This window comes from Streptomyces sp. OR43 (genome assembly GCF_008042275.1).
Taxonomy (GTDB): Bacteria; Actinomycetota; Actinomycetes; order Streptomycetales; family Streptomycetaceae; genus Streptomyces.
In genome coordinates, this window is sequence record NZ_RDBK01000043.1 from 2,297,323 (window position 1) to 2,313,651 (window position 16,329).

Annotated in this window: 18 protein-coding genes; 9 read left to right on the forward strand and 9 right to left on the reverse strand. The window is 71.7% G+C overall.

From position 1 onward, the window contains the following. From EAO72_RS42570 to EAO72_RS29255, 6 genes are all read right to left on the reverse strand, one after another. Positions 1 to 271: hypothetical protein (locus EAO72_RS42570; RefSeq protein WP_222724129.1), on the reverse strand; the 271-nt coding region annotated here is incomplete at its 3' end. Further along, a complete protein-coding gene (locus EAO72_RS29235; protein ID WP_148020146.1) occupies positions 261 to 1,175 on the reverse strand; it encodes a hypothetical protein in 915 nt (304 codons plus the stop codon). The genes EAO72_RS29235 and EAO72_RS42570, both read right to left, overlap by 11 nt. Positions 1,176 to 1,185: 10 nt before the next feature. Beyond that, on the reverse strand, positions 1,186 to 1,695 hold the full coding sequence (locus EAO72_RS29240) for a SigE family RNA polymerase sigma factor (RefSeq protein WP_148020147.1): 510 nt from the start codon (positions 1,693 to 1,695) through the stop codon (positions 1,186 to 1,188). 125 nt (positions 1,696 to 1,820) lie between these two features. Next, positions 1,821 to 2,216: a helix-turn-helix domain-containing protein gene (locus EAO72_RS44165; RefSeq protein ID WP_410090547.1), complete on the reverse strand. Its 396-nt coding sequence runs from the start codon at positions 2,214 to 2,216 to the stop codon at positions 1,821 to 1,823. A 125-nt stretch (positions 2,217 to 2,341) separates the two neighbouring features. Further along, positions 2,342 to 3,310: a hypothetical protein gene (locus EAO72_RS29250; RefSeq protein WP_148020149.1), complete on the reverse strand. Its 969-nt coding sequence runs from the start codon at positions 3,308 to 3,310 to the stop codon at positions 2,342 to 2,344. A gap of 113 nt (positions 3,311 to 3,423) precedes the next feature. After that, positions 3,424 to 3,849, reverse strand: coding sequence for a peptidase inhibitor family I36 protein (locus tag EAO72_RS29255; RefSeq protein WP_148020150.1), 426 nt, complete (start codon positions 3,847 to 3,849; stop codon positions 3,424 to 3,426). 264 nt (positions 3,850 to 4,113) lie between these two features. Between EAO72_RS29255 and EAO72_RS29260 the strand changes: the two genes are divergently transcribed. The 7 genes from EAO72_RS29260 (at position 4,114) to EAO72_RS29295 (ending at position 11,072) form a co-directional block, all read left to right on the forward strand. After that, entirely contained in the window at positions 4,114 to 4,629 is a 516-nt protein-coding gene (locus tag EAO72_RS29260) for a hypothetical protein (protein ID WP_148020151.1), read from the forward strand. A gap of 25 nt (positions 4,630 to 4,654) precedes the next feature. Further along, the gene (locus tag EAO72_RS29265) at positions 4,655 to 6,067 is read left to right on the forward strand and encodes a peptidoglycan-binding protein (RefSeq protein ID WP_148020152.1); all 1,413 of its coding nucleotides are present in this window, start codon (positions 4,655 to 4,657) and stop codon (positions 6,065 to 6,067) included. Continuing rightward, positions 6,064 to 6,756 carry an ABC transporter ATP-binding protein gene (locus tag EAO72_RS29270; protein WP_148020153.1) on the forward strand — a complete coding sequence of 231 codons (693 nt, stop codon included), beginning with the start codon at positions 6,064 to 6,066 and terminating at the stop codon, positions 6,754 to 6,756. The genes EAO72_RS29265 and EAO72_RS29270 overlap by 4 nt, the downstream gene beginning before the upstream one ends. Beyond that, a complete protein-coding gene (locus EAO72_RS29275) occupies positions 6,753 to 8,003 on the forward strand; it encodes an ABC transporter permease (RefSeq protein WP_148020154.1) in 1,251 nt (416 codons plus the stop codon). The genes EAO72_RS29270 and EAO72_RS29275 overlap by 4 nt, the downstream gene beginning before the upstream one ends. Positions 8,004 to 8,073: 70 nt before the next feature. Beyond that, positions 8,074 to 8,766 (forward strand): demethylmenaquinone methyltransferase, encoded by a 693-nt coding sequence (locus EAO72_RS29280; RefSeq protein WP_148020155.1) that lies wholly within the window; start codon positions 8,074 to 8,076, stop codon positions 8,764 to 8,766. A 186-nt stretch (positions 8,767 to 8,952) separates the two neighbouring features. Continuing rightward, complete coding sequence (locus tag EAO72_RS44170; RefSeq protein ID WP_410090514.1) at positions 8,953 to 9,513, forward strand: zinc-ribbon domain-containing protein; 561 nt, start codon at positions 8,953 to 8,955, stop codon at positions 9,511 to 9,513. Further along, positions 9,396 to 11,072 (forward strand): hypothetical protein, encoded by a 1,677-nt coding sequence (locus tag EAO72_RS29295; protein WP_187285267.1) that lies wholly within the window; start codon positions 9,396 to 9,398, stop codon positions 11,070 to 11,072. The genes EAO72_RS44170 and EAO72_RS29295 overlap by 118 nt, the downstream gene beginning before the upstream one ends. Here EAO72_RS29295 and EAO72_RS29300 read toward each other — a convergent pair. Further along, on the reverse strand, positions 11,014 to 11,538 hold the full coding sequence (locus EAO72_RS29300; protein WP_148020157.1) for a GNAT family N-acetyltransferase: 525 nt from the start codon (positions 11,536 to 11,538) through the stop codon (positions 11,014 to 11,016). The genes EAO72_RS29295 and EAO72_RS29300 overlap by 59 nt on opposite strands. A gap of 97 nt (positions 11,539 to 11,635) precedes the next feature. On the opposite strand from EAO72_RS29300, the gene EAO72_RS29305 reads away from it, so the two are divergent. Beyond that, entirely contained in the window at positions 11,636 to 12,919 is a 1,284-nt protein-coding gene (locus EAO72_RS29305) for a geranylgeranyl reductase family protein (RefSeq protein WP_148020158.1), read from the forward strand. On the opposite strand, the gene EAO72_RS29310 is transcribed toward EAO72_RS29305, so the two are convergent. Further along, a complete protein-coding gene (locus EAO72_RS29310) occupies positions 12,885 to 14,120 on the reverse strand; it encodes an MFS transporter (RefSeq protein WP_148020159.1) in 1,236 nt (411 codons plus the stop codon). The two genes, EAO72_RS29305 and EAO72_RS29310, sit on opposite strands and share 35 nt — an antisense overlap. A 206-nt stretch (positions 14,121 to 14,326) precedes the next feature. Further along, positions 14,327 to 15,166, reverse strand: coding sequence for a C40 family peptidase (locus tag EAO72_RS29315; protein WP_148020160.1), 840 nt, complete (start codon positions 15,164 to 15,166; stop codon positions 14,327 to 14,329). A gap of 796 nt (positions 15,167 to 15,962) precedes the next feature. Here EAO72_RS29315 and EAO72_RS29320 point away from each other — a divergent pair. After that, on the forward strand, positions 15,963 to 16,322 hold the full coding sequence (locus EAO72_RS29320) for an NADH-quinone oxidoreductase subunit A (protein WP_136328529.1): 360 nt from the start codon (positions 15,963 to 15,965) through the stop codon (positions 16,320 to 16,322). Positions 16,323 to 16,329: the final 7 nt, after the last annotated feature.

The window sequence follows — 16,329 nt, forward strand, 5'->3', positions numbered from 1 at the left end:
GCTCCCCCGGCAGCTCGGCCCGGTCCGGCCGGTCGATCTGGCCGTCAACCGGTACCAGGCCGGGCGGGACGGCAACACGTTCCCCATCGTCTTCTCCGTACGCCCCAAGGCGGCACCGGGCGGCGCCCCCGCCGATCCGCCGTGCCGGGACGAGTACCGCGGCCAGGACCCGTATCCGGCTGCGGCGCCGGCGCTGCCGTCGCATGTCCCGCCGGTCACCCCGGCCCCGGGCGCGGCGCGGGTCCGGCTTCCTGACTGTCTCAGCCGCCACGAACCGTGCGCTCCTTGTCTTCCATGGGATGTCCGTCCGCGTACCCCACGAGTTCCAGGAGCCTGGAGTCACGGGCGGCGGCGACCAGTTGGTCCGCGGTGACCGGTGCCGACACCATGGAGGAGTCGTCACCGTCGACCGAGATCCGGACGACGCTGTCGCGGTAGACGAAGCCGAGGCTGACGCCCGTGATGGTCTGCGTGCCCCTGGCATTGCCCTCCGCGGTCGTGACGCGGGCCTTGATGCCGCCCGGCAGGACCGCCGCCGCGCACCGGAGGCCCTTCGACGGGATGTCCCGGCACGGCGGATCGGCGGGGGCGCCGCCCGGTGCCGCCTTGGGGCGTACGGAGAAGACGATGGGGAACGTGTTGCCGTCCCGCCCGGCCTGGTACCGGTTGACGGCCAGATCGACCGGCCGGACCGGGCCGAGCTGCCGGGGGAGCAGCTCGTCGAGCAGCGCCGCGGCCTGCTGCTGGAACTGCTTCTGCCGGGCCCGCTCGGCCGGGGGCAGGTCGGCCATGCTCGTCTCGCCGGGCGTCGGCTCGATGTGCACGGGCGCGGGGACGGCCTGGGGGGCCGCGGTCGCGGCCGGGGACGGCGGCGGGCTGACGGTCGTCGTCTGCGAGGCGGCAGACCAGGTCTGCGCCGGCTGCGTACGCCCTTGCGGGCTCCACAGCGAAACCGCCGCGCCGAACACGCCCAGGGCCACCACGCCGGTCACCCCCGCCCCGACCGCCGCACGGGCGCGGTTGCGGCGCCTGCGGCCCTGGACCAGGGCGACGGGCACCAGATCGGGCAGGGCCGGCGCGCCGTCGGCGGCCTGCTCCATGGCCGCCCTGATCAGCAGGTCGTCGGCCTCCGGGTCCGGGCCCCGGCCTGGGGAGCGGTCAGTAAACATGTCCATGACGGTCTCCTCAGCTTCGGGTGGTGTAGAGACGCGCGTCGCCCAGCCGGGTGCGCAGCGTGGCGAGCGAGCGCGAGCACTGGCTCTTCACGGTGGACGGACTGCAGCGCAGCAGCGCGGCAACCGTCTCCACGCTCAGGTCCTCCCAGTACCGCAGGACGACCATGGCCCGGGCGCGGGGCGGCAGTTCGGCGAGCGCGGCCAGCAGCGTGACCGTCAGCTCGGGGCCGACCCCGGGCGCGGGCGTGGCGATCGGCGTGTGGGCACGGAAGTCCCGCAGCCGGCGCCGGCGCTCGGCGATGTAGGTGCGGGTCAGCACCGTGCGGGCGTAGGCGTCCGGATGGTCGGCCGCGCTCGCCCGGCCCCAGTGCTGGAACAGCTTCGCCAGCGTCGTCTGGGTCAGATCACGGGCCGCGTCGGCGTCTCCGCACAGCAGATACGCGGTGCGGTACAGCCGGCGCTGACTCGCGCGGGCGAACTCCTCGAAGCCAGTGGCGTCCGGGCTGCGTCCGGCTGTCATCCGGCCTCCTCTGCGGTCTGTCGGTGGTCACTACGTCTCTTACTGAGTGCCGACGGGCCGGAAAGGTTGAAGCCGGATCGGGATCGGTGCCCGAACGCGGGGCAGGTGCGGCGGGGCAGGTGTGCTCAGGAGCCGGCCTGTCTGCCCGCCAGCTCCCTCGGAACGAGCTCGGGCACGGTGGATTCGGCACCGGACGGCCAGGACGTGAACAGGAGCATGCAGGAATCGCAGAGAGACAGAAGACCTCTGTGGTGGAGAGCGGACAGGAGGCAGAGCTGAAGTCTCGACATTCCGCCGAGCTTCGAACGGATATTGGCGATATGGAACTTCGCGGTCCGTGTGGTGACATGCAGACAGGCCGCGACTTCCTCGTTCGAGGGAGCGCGGTGCAGCGTCGCGAATAGCTGCTCCTCCGTGGGCGTGAGCCGCCGGAGAGACATTTCGGCGAGCTGGTCCTCGGACGGGCCTTCGTGCGGTCCGTCATGGATCGGGGCAGCACAGGCAAGGCAATGAACCGTCATGATTCCCCCCCCAGGGTGCTGGTTCAAGAGCGGCAGGAATCTAGCACGCGGGGGCGGATATTCCGGGAGAGGGCCGCGATGCGGACGGTTCAGGATGTGCGTCGGCGGCAAATGGGGCGGATTGTTCAGGGCGCCGAAATGAGGGAAGCGGTGAGTTTCAGCCGATCCGCCAGTTGCTTCTTTGCCAGGCCGAGCGTCTCGGCATTCTTGTCGATCAGCCGATTCTGGTAGGCGGACTGGACGGCGAAGTAGATGCCGACCAGATTGACCTCCTTCTTGCACCCGACGTCGGCCCTGGCGGCGGTGATGGCGGCGGGGGACGCGAGGGCGTCGTCGGCGATTCCGAGCTCCGCCGTGGCGTTCATGGGGTCCGTCGCGGTGCGGCCACTGCGCGCCATGCAGTCGGACCAGCGCTTGTTGACGGCTTTCGTACGGGAATCCTCGCGCGCCCGGGACTCGGCCTGGGCCTTGAGGTTGAACACGTACATGGCGTCCACGGCGTTCGGCTCGGGGGCGTACAGCTTGAGGAACGCCTCGTGGCCGCAGCCGCCGACCGGTACCGCCTTGCCGTTGATCCGCTCCTTGCCGCCGCCCTTCTTCGTGGCCTCCGTCTGGCTGTTCGGCATGTCGGTGGGCTTCAGATCCGGTGCGCCGTGCAGTGCGAGTTCCTCGGACGCGGTGAGGTTCTGCGGAGTGCGCCGGGACGGTTGTGCGTCCTCGGGAGCGCTGTAGCCGTACCGGGCGGCCTCGTTCGCGTCCACCACGCCGAAGACCAGGGCGTTCTCCCCCCGCGTAGGGGTGGCGGGCCTCGGCGGGAGGCTGTACCGGAAGCCGAAGCGCTCCATGCACCGCGAGATGAGAACGCCCTGGCCCTGCTGGAGCGCGTCGGCCTCCTCCCGGGTGGCGTCGTAGGCGTCCAGGGGGAGTTTCAGGCCCACGGTGGCGGACATCGCGGGCGTGGCCGAGACCTCGGGTTCCGACTTCTCGTCGCTCTGCCCCGTGTCGGCGGAGGAGGAGCAGGCGGCAAGGAGGGCGGCGGCGCAGAGCACACCGAGCGAACGGTGGAGGTGGCGGCGGCCGGAGAGCGGGTGCATGCGGATCCTTCGGGGGACGGCCTGGTCGTACGATGTGGCAGCCGCTGTTCTGCCCGGCGCTTACGGGCAGAACAGCGGTGCTGGTGTGCGGGTGGGGCGAACCGCCCGGACGGTCAGAAGGGGTAGGACGACGAGATCTCGTTCTTGTACGTCGCGGAGGCGTTGCCGTAGTAATTGAGCGGCACGTAACCGTGGATACCCTTGCGGCCGGCGTCGGTGTACACGTCCCAGGCCGTCACATCGCGGTTCCAGTACGAGGCGGTGTTGTCGTTGGTGATCTGGCCCTGGCCCGGGCAGGTCTGGGAGCTCGTCGACGAGATGAAGCGGTTGTCGGCGAAGTTGCCGTCCTCGTTCAGGAGATCGAAGACGCAGCCGGCGTAGTTGGAGTTGTAGTAGAGACCGAACTCTCCGCTCTCCACGTTCCCGTTCTTGTTCGTCGCGGCCGACGCGGTGCCGGCCGTCGTGAGTGTCAGCCCGGTGACCGCGGTCGCGGCCAGGGCGATGCCAGTCAGGCGCCGTATAGCAGTTGAACGGGGCATTATGGTGCTCCTTCGGTTGCTGAACCGGTGAAATGTGGGCCCGTTGGGGCGTGAGCGCCATCCATCCAATGCGTCGTGCACGGATCTGGCTACTGGCCCCGAGGACAGTTGTCCGCCCTTCGGCGGATCGGTAGCGTCGTGCCCCGGCGCCGTCACGTGCTCACGAAAACGCCTACAGGCAGGGCGAGTTGGGCTCCGGCGACCGGCTGGTACGCCAGGCGCGGCGACCGCCTTTCCCTCCGCTGTCCCACCAGGGAGTTCCGTATGCACCGAGTCCCCGCTGTCGCCGCAGCCGCCGCTTCGCTGGTACTGCTCTCGCTGGTGACCGCCGGTTGTTCGGGCCCGGCGGACTCGGGGCAGGCGAAGTCCGGCGTCACGTCGTCACCGGCGCCCACGCAGGGGGCGGACGAGGCCGCGTACTACACGTGCCTGAAGGGCGAGGGGATCCCGTTGGAGACGACGGACGGGGGCGCGTTGCGGGTCGAGAAGGGCAAGGGCAACAACGCGGCCATCCTGACGGCGGAGAAGAAGTGCGTGGGCCTTCTTCCCAGCCCGTCGATGGTGCCCGCGTCGAAGGAGGACATGGCGCGGGCCAGGAAGCTGAGCGCCTGCCTCCGGAAGCACGGTGTGAAGGACTACCCCGACCCCGCCCCGAACGGCGACTTCCCGCTCAGCAACGAGCTGTCCTTCAAGATGAAGACGAACCCCGACTATCGCGCGGCGCGCGAGATCTGTGATCCCAGGCAGCCCGGGGGCGAAGACCTTTCGGCCGGCGGGTGACATGGCCGGACTGGAGAGCTCTTCGATGAGTGACGAGAACAGCGGCACCGACGAGGAACCGGCCGACGGCGGTCTCGGCCGCCGACGGCGATGGGTCGTCGCCGTCGCCGTGGCGGCCCTGCTCCTCGGCGCCGCGGGCGTCGGCGCGTCGATGGTCATCAAGTCACCCGCCCAGGCCGCGGCGGAGGCCGGCGCACCGGCGGAGGACGTACTGACCGCGGCGGTGGAGCACCGTGTCCTGGTGTCGTCCGTGATCACCCGGGGCCAGGTCCGGGCCGGGCAGACGGTGAACGTCTCCCCTCAGGTGTCCGCCGGTGACGAGGGGGCGAGCGGGGCGGTCATCACGAAGTTGGCGGTCGGGCCCCACGACGTCCTGCGCAGCGGCCGGCTGCTGATGGAGGTGTCCGGCAGGCCCGTGTTCGTGCTGCGGGGAGGGCTGCCCGTCTACCGGGACCTGCGGCCCGGCAGCGAGGGGGAGGACGTCGAGCAGCTCCAGAAGGCACTCCGGGAGCTGGGGCACCCCACCACGCCCGACGCGGACGGCACGTTCGGCGCGGGGACCAAGGCGGCGCTGGGCTCCTTCTACGCGTCGATCGGCTACGACCCGCTGCCGGCCCAGGACGACGAGGGCGAGGGGCTTAAGGCCGCCGCGGACGCGGTGCGTTCGGCCGAACGGGCGCTGGAGGACGCCCAGGACTCCCGGTCCGCGGCCAAGGACGACGACGAGGCGCCCGGTGATCCGCGCAAGGCCGTGGAACGCGCCACGGAGGACCTGGACGACGCACGGGCCGTCCACGCCGAGGTCCTGGCGAAGTCGGGCCCGATGCTTCCCGCGGGCGAGGCGGTGTTCCTGAAGAGCTTCCCGGCCCGGGTGAACGCGGTGCAGGGCCTCGTCGGCGCCAAGGTGTCGGGGACGGCCATGACGCTGTCCTCGGGCCGGCTGGTCGTGCAGGCGTACGTCCCCGAGTACCAGAAGGGGCTGCTGCGCGCCGGGCAGGACGTGGAGATCTACTCGGAGGTGTCCGGGGTGTCGGCCGGGGCGAAGGTCTCCCGCGTCGCGGACACGCAGACCGCCCCGGCCGGGGAGAGCGGCACCGCGCCGGGGGCGGAGGCCGGCGGCGCTCCGGCCGCCGGCCCGTCCGGTTATCTGGTGCGGATCACGCCGGACAAGGCGCTCGACGCCCGGCTGAACGGCCAGGACGTCAGGCTCACCATCAAGGCCGCCTCCACCGGCGGCAAGGCCCTCGTGGTCCCGGTCACCGCGATCACCGCGGGTGCGGACGGCCGGACCGTGGTGACCGTATGCGCAGCGTCCGGTGCGCAGAAGCGCGTCGAGATACGTCCGGGGACCTCCGGCGACGGCTTCGTGGCCGTCGTCCCCGTGGTGGAGACCGCCCTGCGCGCGGGCGACCGGGTCGTCACCGGGGTACGGAAATGAGCGCGCCCGTCATCGAGTTCCGGCAGGCTGCCCTGACCTATCCGGGACCACCGCCGGTCGCCGCCCTCCGGCCCTGCGACCTGGTGGTCCGCCGCGGCGAGTTCGTGACCGTCGTCGGACCGTCCGGATCGGGCAAGTCGACGTTCCTCAACATCGCCGGACTGCTGGACGCGCCCACCTCGGGGACGTACCTCCTCGACGGACTGGACACCGGCGCGCTGAAGGACGGCGACCGCACCGCACTGCGCGGACGCAGGATCGGCTTCGTCTTCCAGTCCTTCCATCTGCTGCCGCACCGCAGCGCCCTGGAGAACGTCACGCTGGCCATGGTCTACAGCGGCGTGCCCCGCAAGGAGCGCGGGCGGCGGGCGAAGGAGGCGCTGGTACGGGTCGGACTCGGGCACAGGGTCGCATCCCTGCCCACCACGCTGTCCGGCGGGGAGCGGCAGCGGGTGGCGATCGCCCGGGCGCTGGTGGCCCGGCCCTCCCTGCTGCTGTGCGACGAGCCGACCGGCAACCTCGACACCGCCAACGCGCAGTCCGTGCTGGCCCTGCTCGCGGAACTGCACGCGGATGGGATGACGGTGCTGGTGATCACGCACGACCCGGAAGTGGCGGGGCGCGGCGCGCGGACGGTCACGATCCGCGACGGGGTCCTGGGCGAACGCGCGGGGGCGGCGGCCGGATGATCCGCGGCAGGTTCCCCCGGCGCCGGACGCCCCCGGTGCGGCCCTCCGTGTTCTCCTTCGGCGACCTGCTCGGCGAATCACTCGCCGGCACGCTGCAGCGCCCCGCCCGCTCCGCGCTGACGGCCCTCGGCACGGTCCTGGGCGTCGGCACGTTCGTGGCCATCTTGGGGCTGACCGCCACCGCCTCCTCACAGATCGACGCCCGCTTCGACTCGCTCAGCGCCACGGAGGTGTCGGTCGAGGACAAGGCCTCGGAGCAGAACGAGTTCGCCGGGCCCGCCTTCCCGCCCGACGCCGACGCACGCGTGGAGCGGCTGAACGGCGTCCGCAGCGCCGGGGTCTACTGGCCGGTCCGCCTGGCCGACACCGTCACCGTGCGCTCCGCCCCGGTGGGCGGGGCCGCGGGCGGCGGGAGGACGGAGGTGGTCGCCGCGTCCCCCGGTGTACTGGAGGCGGCCGAGCCCACGCTCTCCCAGGGGCGGATCTACGACGACCTCATGTCCCGCGACGGGGCGTTCGTCGCCGTCATCGGATCGGGCGTCGCGGCCCGGCTCGGCATCACCACCCTGGAGACCCGGCCCGCCGTCTTCGTCGGGGACCAGCCGTTCACCGTCACCGGGATCGTCGAGAACACCGAACGCAAGGCCGACCTGCTCCTGTCGGTCGTCGTCCCGCGCACCACGGCCGAGAAGGTCTGGGGCCCGCCCGAGGGCAGCAGCGCCGCCATGCTGATCTCCACCGACCTGGGCGCCGCCCAGCAGGTCGCCCGGCTGGCACCGACCGCGCTGCGGCCCGACCACCCCGAATACCTCAAGGCCGTGCCGCCGCCGGATCCCCGGGTGCTGCGCTCCGGGGTCAGCGGGGACCTGAGCCAGCTGTTCCTGCTCCTGGCGGGCATCTGTCTGGTCATCGGGGCCGTCGGGATCGCCAACACCACCCTGGTGTCGGTTCTGGAACGCACCGGAGAGATCGGTCTGCGGCGCGCGCTCGGCGCCCGGGCCAGGCACATCACCCTTCAGTTCCTCGCCGAGTCCGGGTTCCTCGGGGCCCTCGGCGGGCTGATCGGGACCTCGCTGGGCGTCGTCACGGTGGTCGGCGTGGCCGTGGCCCGCGACTGGACCCCGGTCGTGCACCCGGCGACGGCCGCGGCGGCACCCGCCATCGGCCTCCTCACCGGGGTCCTGGCCGGGCTGTATCCGGCGTGGCGGGCGTCCCGGATCGAGCCCGCCGAGGCTCTGCGCCGCTGATCGGCGGCGCGGGGCTCCCATGCAGCGGGCCCGCCCCGACGCGGCGGGGCCGGGCTGCTTGAATGGGTGGGTGACCCGAGCCTCCCTGGACAAGCAGCCGCACGAAGTCGCCTCGATGTTCGACGACGTGGCGGCGAACTACGACCTCACCAACGACGTGCTCTCGCTCGGCCAGGCCCGGCTGTGGCGCAAGGAGGTCGCCGCCGCGGTGCGCGCCCGGCCCGCGGAGAAGGTCCTCGACCTCGCCGCCGGGACGGCGACGTCCTCGCTGCCGTTCGCCGCGACCGGTGCGTACGTCGTGCCGTGCGACTTCTCCATCGGCATGCTGCGCGAGGGCAAGAAGCGCAACTCCTGGCTGCCGTTCACCGCGGGCGACGCGACGAAGCTGCCGTTCCGCGACGAGACCTTCGACGCGGTGACCATCTCCTTCGGGCTGCGCAACGTCCAGGACACCGACGCGGCGCTCCGTGAGCTGTACCGGGTGACCAAGCCGGGCGGCCGGGTGGTCATCTGCGAGTTCTCCCAGCCGGTCTGGGCGCCGTTCCGGACCGTCTACACCGAGTACCTGATGCGTGCGCTGCCCCCGGTCGCGCGCGCCGTGTCGTCCAACCCCGACGCGTACGTCTACCTCGCCGAGTCGATCCGCGCCTGGCCCGACCAGGCCGGGCTGGCGGCCAGGCTCCAGCAGGCCGGCTGGTCGAAGGTCGCCTGGCGCAACCTCAGCGGTGGCATCGTCGCGCTGCACCGGGGCGTTCGCACCTGACGGGGTCCGAGGGCGCTCACGGCGGGCGCGCCCGTTGAAAAGCGGTGCTGGAGACCCGAGTTGACGGGAACGGAGTTGACGGGAACCGGGTGACGTGGAAGATGTGTCCGTTGATACGGCACGCGTCCTTCCCGTTCCCCTGCGTCACCGTTCCAGCCGTCCCCGTCTCCCCGTTGCGGAGTCCTCATGCCGTCGTACTGCCCCTTCTGCGGATCCCCGGCGCCGGACGAGGCGCGCTTCTGCATGACGTGCGGGCGTGAGCGCCCACCGGCGCCCGCGTCGCCTCCGCAGGCACCCACCTCGCCTCCCCAGGCCKCCGCCCAGCCGCCGGCCGCGTCCCCCAGGTCGGACAGCCCGAAGCCGCCGTGCTCCGTGCCCGAGCCGAAGAGGTCCGCCTGCCCGCGCAGGTCGTACTCGAAGTGGGCGCCCCAGCTCACGCCGAGCACATGCAGTCCGATGTTGGGCGCTGCAGCGTGCCGGCGAGTGATTCGCCGAGCAGGTCGCCGAAGGAGAACACGGAGGGCCGCACCGGGGGCGTCCGGCGCCGGGGGAACCTGCCGCGGATCATCCGGCCGCCGCCCCCGCGCGTTCGCCCAGGACCCCGTCGCGGATCGTGACCGTCCGCTCCGGTGGCGGAACCGCCGCCCCCGCCCGGGTACGCCCCGATGCCGGTGGTCCCGGCAGGTCCTTCACCGCTCGGTGCCTTCTTCGGACGAGTGTTCCGGGGCGACTGGGCGGGCTCGGTGAAGGCCGCCGCCTGGCCCACCGGACTGATCGTGGCCCTCGCGGTGGCGCTCTCCGTTCCCACGTACGGCCAGGGCGACGACGTCGTCGTCGGCTGGAGCGACCGGCTGCGGATCGCGCTGGCGATGCTGCTCCAGGCGTTCGGCGGCGGCTTCGAGCTGAGCGCGACCGGGCCCGGCCGCCTGAACGGCTCCGACTACGGCAACGGTTACGGCTCCGACTACGGCTCCGGCGGACCGGACTTCGGGTCGGACTTCGGCGGCCTGGGCCCGGGTACCCAGGGCAGCTACACGCTCGCCATCGTCCCGCTCACCGTCACCGTGCTGTGGATCGGCGCCCTGCTCCTCGGCGCCCGGGCGGCCCGCAGACAGGGCGGCGGCCTCGAAGCGGCCGTACGGATCAGCCTCGTGGCCACCGCCGCCGTCCTGGTCCTCGGGCTCTTCGCGCAGCCCGTGATCGAGGACGTCTCGGTCTCGTCCTCCCCGGTCCTCGCCGCCCTCGGCGCGCTCGTGATGGCGCTGCTCGTCACCGGCGGCGTACTGCAACGCGACGCGGCGGCCCAGTGGCTGGCGCAGCGCCCCGGGACGCTGACCCTGGTCCGGGCAGCCGGCACGGCGGTCCGGGCGCTCGGCATCGTGCTGCTGCTGTGCTCGCTGATCGGCATCGTCCTGTACGCCACCGCGGACGACGTCGACGGCGAAGCCCTGCTGATCGCCCTGCCGTTGCTGCCCAACATCGGACTGCATGTGCTCGGCGTGAGCTGGGGCGCCCACTTCGAGTACGACCTGCGCGGGCAGGCGGACCTCTTCGGCTCGGGCACGGAGCACGGCGGCTTCGGGCTGTCCGACCTGGGGGACGCGGCCGGCGGCTGGGCGGTGGCCGGGGCGCTGGCCACCGGCGTCGTCTGCGCGCTGACGATCGGCCTGCTCGCCGCGCGCCGCTCGGCCGGCAGGGGCGAACAGGCCACCGCGGGAGGCCTGTTCCTGCTGCTGGTCCTGGTGACGGCCGCGCTGGGCGGAGTGTCGGCGCAGCTTTCCGGCACCGTCGACGACATGGACGGCCGGGGCACCGTGGAGTTCGCCCTGAGCCTGTCGGAGGTGCTGCTGTTCGGCCTGTTGTGGGTCGGCGGCGCGGTCTTCGTCGCCCCGTACCTGCTGCGGCTGACGGGGCTCGCGCCGGCGGTGCCCGGGGCTTACCCGGCGGCTCCGGGCGCGTACGGCGCCTACGCCCCGTACGCCCCGCAGCCGGCGCCCGCCCCCGAGCCGTCCGGCCGCAAGCGGACCGTCGCCCTCTGGTGCGCGACGCTCGCCGCCGCGCTGCTCGTCGGAGGCGGGGCGACCGCCGGTGTCCTGGCCCTGACGGACCGGGACAGCGGCGACGACAAGCCCGCGCCCGTCCGCAGCACCGAGCCCGCCACGGAACAGTCCGACGCCGACACGTCCACCGACCAGGTCAACGCCCCCGCCGCCCCGGACGCGCCACGTCAACGGCCGGCCGCGCACGTCACCGTCGCAGCTCCAGCCGGAAGCACACCGCCTCCTGGCCCTCACGCGGGGTCGTGAAGCTCTCCGCCCGCTCCATGCCCAGGCGCCGGGCCACCGCGATCGACCGCTCGTTGAGCGCGTCGATCGTCGCCACCACCCGCTCCACCCGGGCCGCGCGCAGCCGCTCCAGCGTGAGGCGCGCGGCCGCGGTCGCGTAGCCGCGGCCCCAGGCCGGACGGGCCAGCCGCCAGCCGATCTCGATCTCGCCCGCGGGGCCGTAGCTACGGTGCGGCCACGGCTGAGCACCCGTGAAGCCGAGCACCTCGCCGTTCCCGTCGAGCACGGTCCACAGGCAGAAGCCCAGCTCCGCGTCGTGTCTGCGCTGGCGGGCGGTCCACTCCTCGTACATGGACAGTTCGGAAGGACGGCCGCCGAAGAACTCCATGACGTCCGGGTCGTCGAAGACGCGGTGCCAGGCCACGGCGTCCTCGTCGGTCGGGACACGCAGCTGTACGACGGGGAGCGCGGGAGGCGCGAGCGACATCGGGGAGCCCTTCGGAGGGTGGGACAACAGGCCCCCATAGACTGCACGGGACATGTGCCGCGCGGCACGCGATTTCGAGTCTTCGGGAGATCCGACCGTGACCGAGCCCCTGTCCGAACACAGCGCGGACGTGATCGTCGTCGGGGCAGGCCCAGCCGGCTCCACCACCGCGTACTACCTCGCCAAGGCCGGACTCGACGTCCTCCTCCTGGAGAAGACCGCCTTCCCGCGCGAGAAGGTCTGCGGCGACGGCCTCACGCCGCGTGCCACCAAGCAGCTCGTCTCCATGGGCATCGACATCTCCGAAGAGGCCGGCTGGCTGCGCAACAAGGGCCTGCGCATCATCGGCGGCGGCGTCCGGCTCCAGCTGGACTGGCCGGATCTCGCCTCGTACCCGGACTACGGACTGGTCCGCAAGCGCGACGACTTCGACGAGCAGCTGGCCCGCCAGGCGCAGAAGGCCGGCGCGCGGCTGTACGAGCGCTGCAACGTCGGCGCCCCCATCAAGGACGAGCGCACCGGCCGCATCACCGGAGTGGAGGCGAAGCTCGGCGAGGAGAAGACCCCGGTCACCTTCCACGCCCCTCTCGTCGTCGCCGCCGACGGCAACTCGACCCGGCTCTCCGTCGCGATGGGCCTGCACCGCCGCGAGGACCGTCCGATGGGTGTCGCGGTCCGTACGTACTTCACCTCGCCGCGCCACGACGACGACTACCTGGAGTCCTGGCTGGAGCTCTGGGACCGTCGCGGGGCCGAGGACCGGCTGCTGCCCGGCTACGGGTGGATCTTCGGCATGGGCGACGGCACCTCCAACGTCGGCCTCGGCATCCTCAACTCCTCCGCCGCCTTCAAGGAGCTCGACTGGCGCGAGGTCCTCAAGGCGTGGTGTGCCTCCATGCCCGAGGACTGGGGCTACACCCCCGAGAACATGACGATGCCGATCCGGGGCGCCGCCCTCCCGATGGCGTTCAACCGCCAGCCGCACTACACCAAGGGCCTGCTGCTCGTCGGTGACGCGGGCGGCATGGTCAACCCGTTCAACGGCGAAGGCATCGCGTACGCCATGGAGTCGGGGCAGATCGCCGCGGACGTCATCGTCCAGGCCCACGCCCGCGCGACCCCGGCCCAGCGCGAGCTGGCCCTGAGCAACTACCCGAAGGTGCTCAAGGAGACCTACGGCGGCTACTACACGATGGGCCGCGCCTTCGTGAAGCTGATCGGCAACCCGAAGGTCATGAAGGTCGCCACCCAGCGCGGTCTCACCCACCCGCTGCTGATGAAGTTCACCCTGAAGATGCTCGCCAACCTCACCGACCCGACGGGCGGCGACGCGATGGACCGCATCATCAACGGTCTGACGAAGGTCGCGCCCCGCGCCTAGGACCTGGGCACTGCCCCGTCCGTACGAAGTGGACCGGGGCCGCGAGCACCACGAGCAGGGCCGTCGCGGCTCCGAGCCACATGACCGCGTGGAGCGAGGCGTGGTCCACGACGTAGCCGCCCGCCAGTGCGCCGACGGCGATCGTCGCCTGGAACGACGCCGTGAACAGGACCGAGGCCGCCTCGGGGGTGCCCGGCGCCGCGCGGGCGAACCAGGTCTGTGAGCAGACCGGGACCGCGCCGTAGCCGAGCCCCCACAGGACGAGGAGTGCGAGCGCGCCCCCCTCGGATGGGCCGAGGACGGGCAGGAGCGCGGTCGCCGCGGCGATCGTGGCGGCGGCGGCCCCGAAGGCGGTGTGCGGCCGGCGCGTCACCAGGGCGCCTCCGAGGAAGTTGCCGGCCACGCCCGCCGCACCGTAGACGAGCAGGAAGCCGGTGATCAGGCCCGGCCCGGCGTGCGTGATCCCGCGCAACAGTGGTGTCACGTAGGTGTACGTGCCGAAATGTGCCAGTACGACGAGGAACGTCATCAGCAGCGCGAACCGGGTGTCCGGGCGGCGCAGCAGAGCGCGGAGCACGGCCGGGCGGGTGACGCGCTCCGGCGGCAGCGCGGGCAGAGACAGGAGCAGCAGGGCCAGCACGGCCGTGGACAGTAGCCCCATCGTAACGAACGCGGTGCGCCAGCCCGCCAGATCGCCGATGAGGGTTCCGGCGGGGACGCCGAGCACGGAGCCGAGGGGGACGGCGGCGAAGACGACCGCGGTCGCCCGGGCGGCGGACGGGGCGGGGACCAGCCGGCCGGCCAGGCCGGCGCCGATCGACCAGAAGCCGCCGATGGTGATGCCGACCAGGACCCGGGCGACGAGCACGACCCCGTAGGCGGTCGCGGCGGCGGTGAGGAAGTTGGCCACGGCGAGGAGCAGGACGAAGGCGGCGAGCATCAGCCGCCGGTCGGCGCGGGCCGTCGCGAGGGTCACCACCGGGGCGGCGACGGCGGCCAGGAGGCCCGGCATCGTCATCATCAGGCCCGCCGTACCGTCCGCGACCGCGAAGTCGGCGCCGATCGGCGTCAGCAGACCGATCGGCAGGATCTCCGTGGTGACGACGGCGAAGATGCCCAGCGTCACGGAGAGGACGGCCAGTCGGCCGCGTAAGGGCGTGGGGGACGCGGCGTCGGTGCGGGGGTCGGTCGTGGTGGACATGGCGGGGCCGTCCTGGGTCCGGTGACGCGGGAGCTGTTCGCTCCAGTTCACAAGCTCCCGGGTACGGAGTCCGGCAGGTTCCCGACGTCACCGTGGACGCCGGGGGTGAGGTCGGAAACCCGCCGGGAACGCCGAAGGGCCGCGGCTCCCGAGCGGGGGAACCGCGGCCCTTCGAAGTGCGCCGAGGCGCTTGTGAATCCGTGAACTCAGAGGACGCGGACCGCGCCCGACGGCGGGTCGTAGTCCAGGGACTTCTGCACCACACCGGTGGAGGAGTTCTGCGCACCGACGAACTGGCCGCCGCCCACGTAGATGCCGACGTGGTACGCGCTGCCCGCGCCGCCCCAGTACAGGATGTCGCCCGGCTGGAGGTTGCTCAGCGAGACCTGGGTGCCCGCGGTCGACTGGCTCTGCGAGACGCGCGGCAGGTCGACGCCCACCGTGCGGAACGCGGCCTGGACGAGGCCGGAGCAGTCCCAGGAGTTGGGGCCGGTGCCGCCGGACACGTATGCGTCGCCGACCTGCGCCTGCGCGAACGCGACGACGGAGGCGGCGGTGCCCGTGGCGGTGGAGGAGTACGACGTCGTCGCGGTCGAGCCGGACGAGGACGAGCCGGAGGACGTGCTGAGCGTCGTGCGCTCGGCGGCGCGGGAGGCGCGCTCGGCGGCCTCCGCCTTGGCTTCGGCTTCGGCCTTCGCCTTGGCTTCGGCCTTCTTCTTGGCCTCGGCCTTGCGGACCGCCTCGGCCTTGGCCTTCTTGGCGTCCTTGGCGGCGGTGGTGGCCGCTGCCTCCTCGTGGGCCTGCGTCTCCAGGTCCAGGGCGACCTGCTGCGTGGCCTCGGCGGACGCCGCGACGGTGGTGGAGAGACCGGCCGTGATGGTCGGCATCTCGATCGTCTGGGTCACCGGCTCGGCCTGGGCCGGACCGGCAGCGCCTGCGACCGCGATGGTGCTGAGGACGCCACCGGCAACTCCGGCCCGCAGCGCCGTCTTCGAGGCGTTTCGGCGGGGCTTCCGGTGGCTGGGTATGAGAGCGGTGTGGGACATGGGTACTAGCGCTATCAGGGCCTCAGGGGTCCCATCAAGAAACGTGTGTTGCGACACAGTTACGTCCGGAATCTGTGAATCCGCTTCCTGAGGGCCTTTATTGACGCCGTAACGGGCATAACGGTCAGGCTCGATCACTGCTGTGATCACGGGTTTTCAGCAATACGCCCGAATTGCCCGTCACTTACCATCCGTTCACACGGTTGGCCAAGCCCGCTTCTCCGGCGGCCTCGCGTGAGTGACGCAGGTCACAGCATGACCTTCGCGTGACGGGCATACGAGGACCTCGCGCGAGGGGTGCCTCGCCGGCGGATGTCCGGGGCCGGGGAACTAGCCGCGCGTCGCGCTTGATTCGCCCGATAGTGGAGTGATGCCGGGATGCGTCCACTTCGTTCCTCCGGGCCCCCCGCGCGGGTGACGCGGCCCCGGACCCAGAGTGGGGCAGATCCCTTTATCACCCGATCGCGTCCATCGCCAATTTGGCACCCGGCACTGTCGCTTGATAGAGCGACACCTCTTTGACCAGCGGTAACGGCGGGAGATGTCACGTCTCGTGATCACTCGGCCGCTTCGTGTACGAAGATCACCGCTCATCCGACTTCATGATCGTTCGTCAGGTGGTGGAGATCACAAAGACGTTGTCGTACCCCGTGTCGCAGATCACAGGACGGCAGGCATAGGATGCGGGGCAGTCGGGCTTGTGAACTGCCTCACATGTGCACGATCTTGGTGAGGTGGCGAGCCAGGTCGCCCGATGCGGTCCAACGGTCAAGGACGACTGGAAGGAGCGAGGAGCGTGAATGCCTACGCGCCCATCCTCGTGCTCGGCGCCCTCGGGGCAGGCTTTGCGATCTTCTCCGTGGTCAGTGCCACGCTTATCGGTCCCAAGCGGTACAACCGGGCGAAGCTCGAAGCGTACGAGTGCGGTATTGAACCCACCCCGACTCCAGCCGGAGGCGGCCGTTTTCCCATCAAGTACTACCTGACGGCGATGCTCTTCATCGTCTTCGACATCGAGATCGTCTTCCTCTATCCCTGGGCGGTCACCTTCGACGCCCTCGGGATCTTCGGGCTCGTCGAGATGCTGATCTTCGTGCTCACCGTCTTCGTCGCCTATGCGTATGTATGGCGTCGCGGCGGCCTGGAATGGGACTGAGGGGCTG

Coding starts and splice junctions, on each gene's coding strand:
- EAO72_RS29235 (WP_148020146.1), bottom strand. CDS start 1,175: ATGGACATGTTTACTGACCGCTCCCCAGGCCGGGGCCCGGACCCGGAG.
- EAO72_RS29255 (WP_148020150.1), bottom strand. CDS start 3,849: ATGCCCCGTTCAACTGCTATACGGCGCCTGACTGGCATCGCCCTGGCC.
- EAO72_RS29300 (WP_148020157.1), bottom strand. CDS start 11,538: ATGTCGCTCGCGCCTCCCGCGCTCCCCGTCGTACAGCTGCGTGTCCCG.
- EAO72_RS29260 (WP_148020151.1), top strand. CDS start 4,114: ATGCACCGAGTCCCCGCTGTCGCCGCAGCCGCCGCTTCGCTGGTACTG.
- EAO72_RS29270 (WP_148020153.1), top strand. CDS start 6,064: ATGAGCGCGCCCGTCATCGAGTTCCGGCAGGCTGCCCTGACCTATCCG.
- EAO72_RS29240 (WP_148020147.1), bottom strand. CDS start 1,695: ATGACAGCCGGACGCAGCCCGGACGCCACTGGCTTCGAGGAGTTCGCC.
- EAO72_RS44165 (WP_410090547.1), bottom strand. CDS start 2,216: ATGACGGTTCATTGCCTTGCCTGTGCTGCCCCGATCCATGACGGACCG.
- EAO72_RS29275 (WP_148020154.1), top strand. CDS start 6,753: ATGATCCGCGGCAGGTTCCCCCGGCGCCGGACGCCCCCGGTGCGGCCC.
- EAO72_RS29310 (WP_148020159.1), bottom strand. CDS start 14,120: ATGTCCACCACGACCGACCCCCGCACCGACGCCGCGTCCCCCACGCCC.
- EAO72_RS29265 (WP_148020152.1), top strand. CDS start 4,655: ATGAGTGACGAGAACAGCGGCACCGACGAGGAACCGGCCGACGGCGGT.
- EAO72_RS29250 (WP_148020149.1), bottom strand. CDS start 3,310: ATGCACCCGCTCTCCGGCCGCCGCCACCTCCACCGTTCGCTCGGTGTG.
- EAO72_RS29315 (WP_148020160.1), bottom strand. CDS start 15,166: ATGTCCCACACCGCTCTCATACCCAGCCACCGGAAGCCCCGCCGAAAC.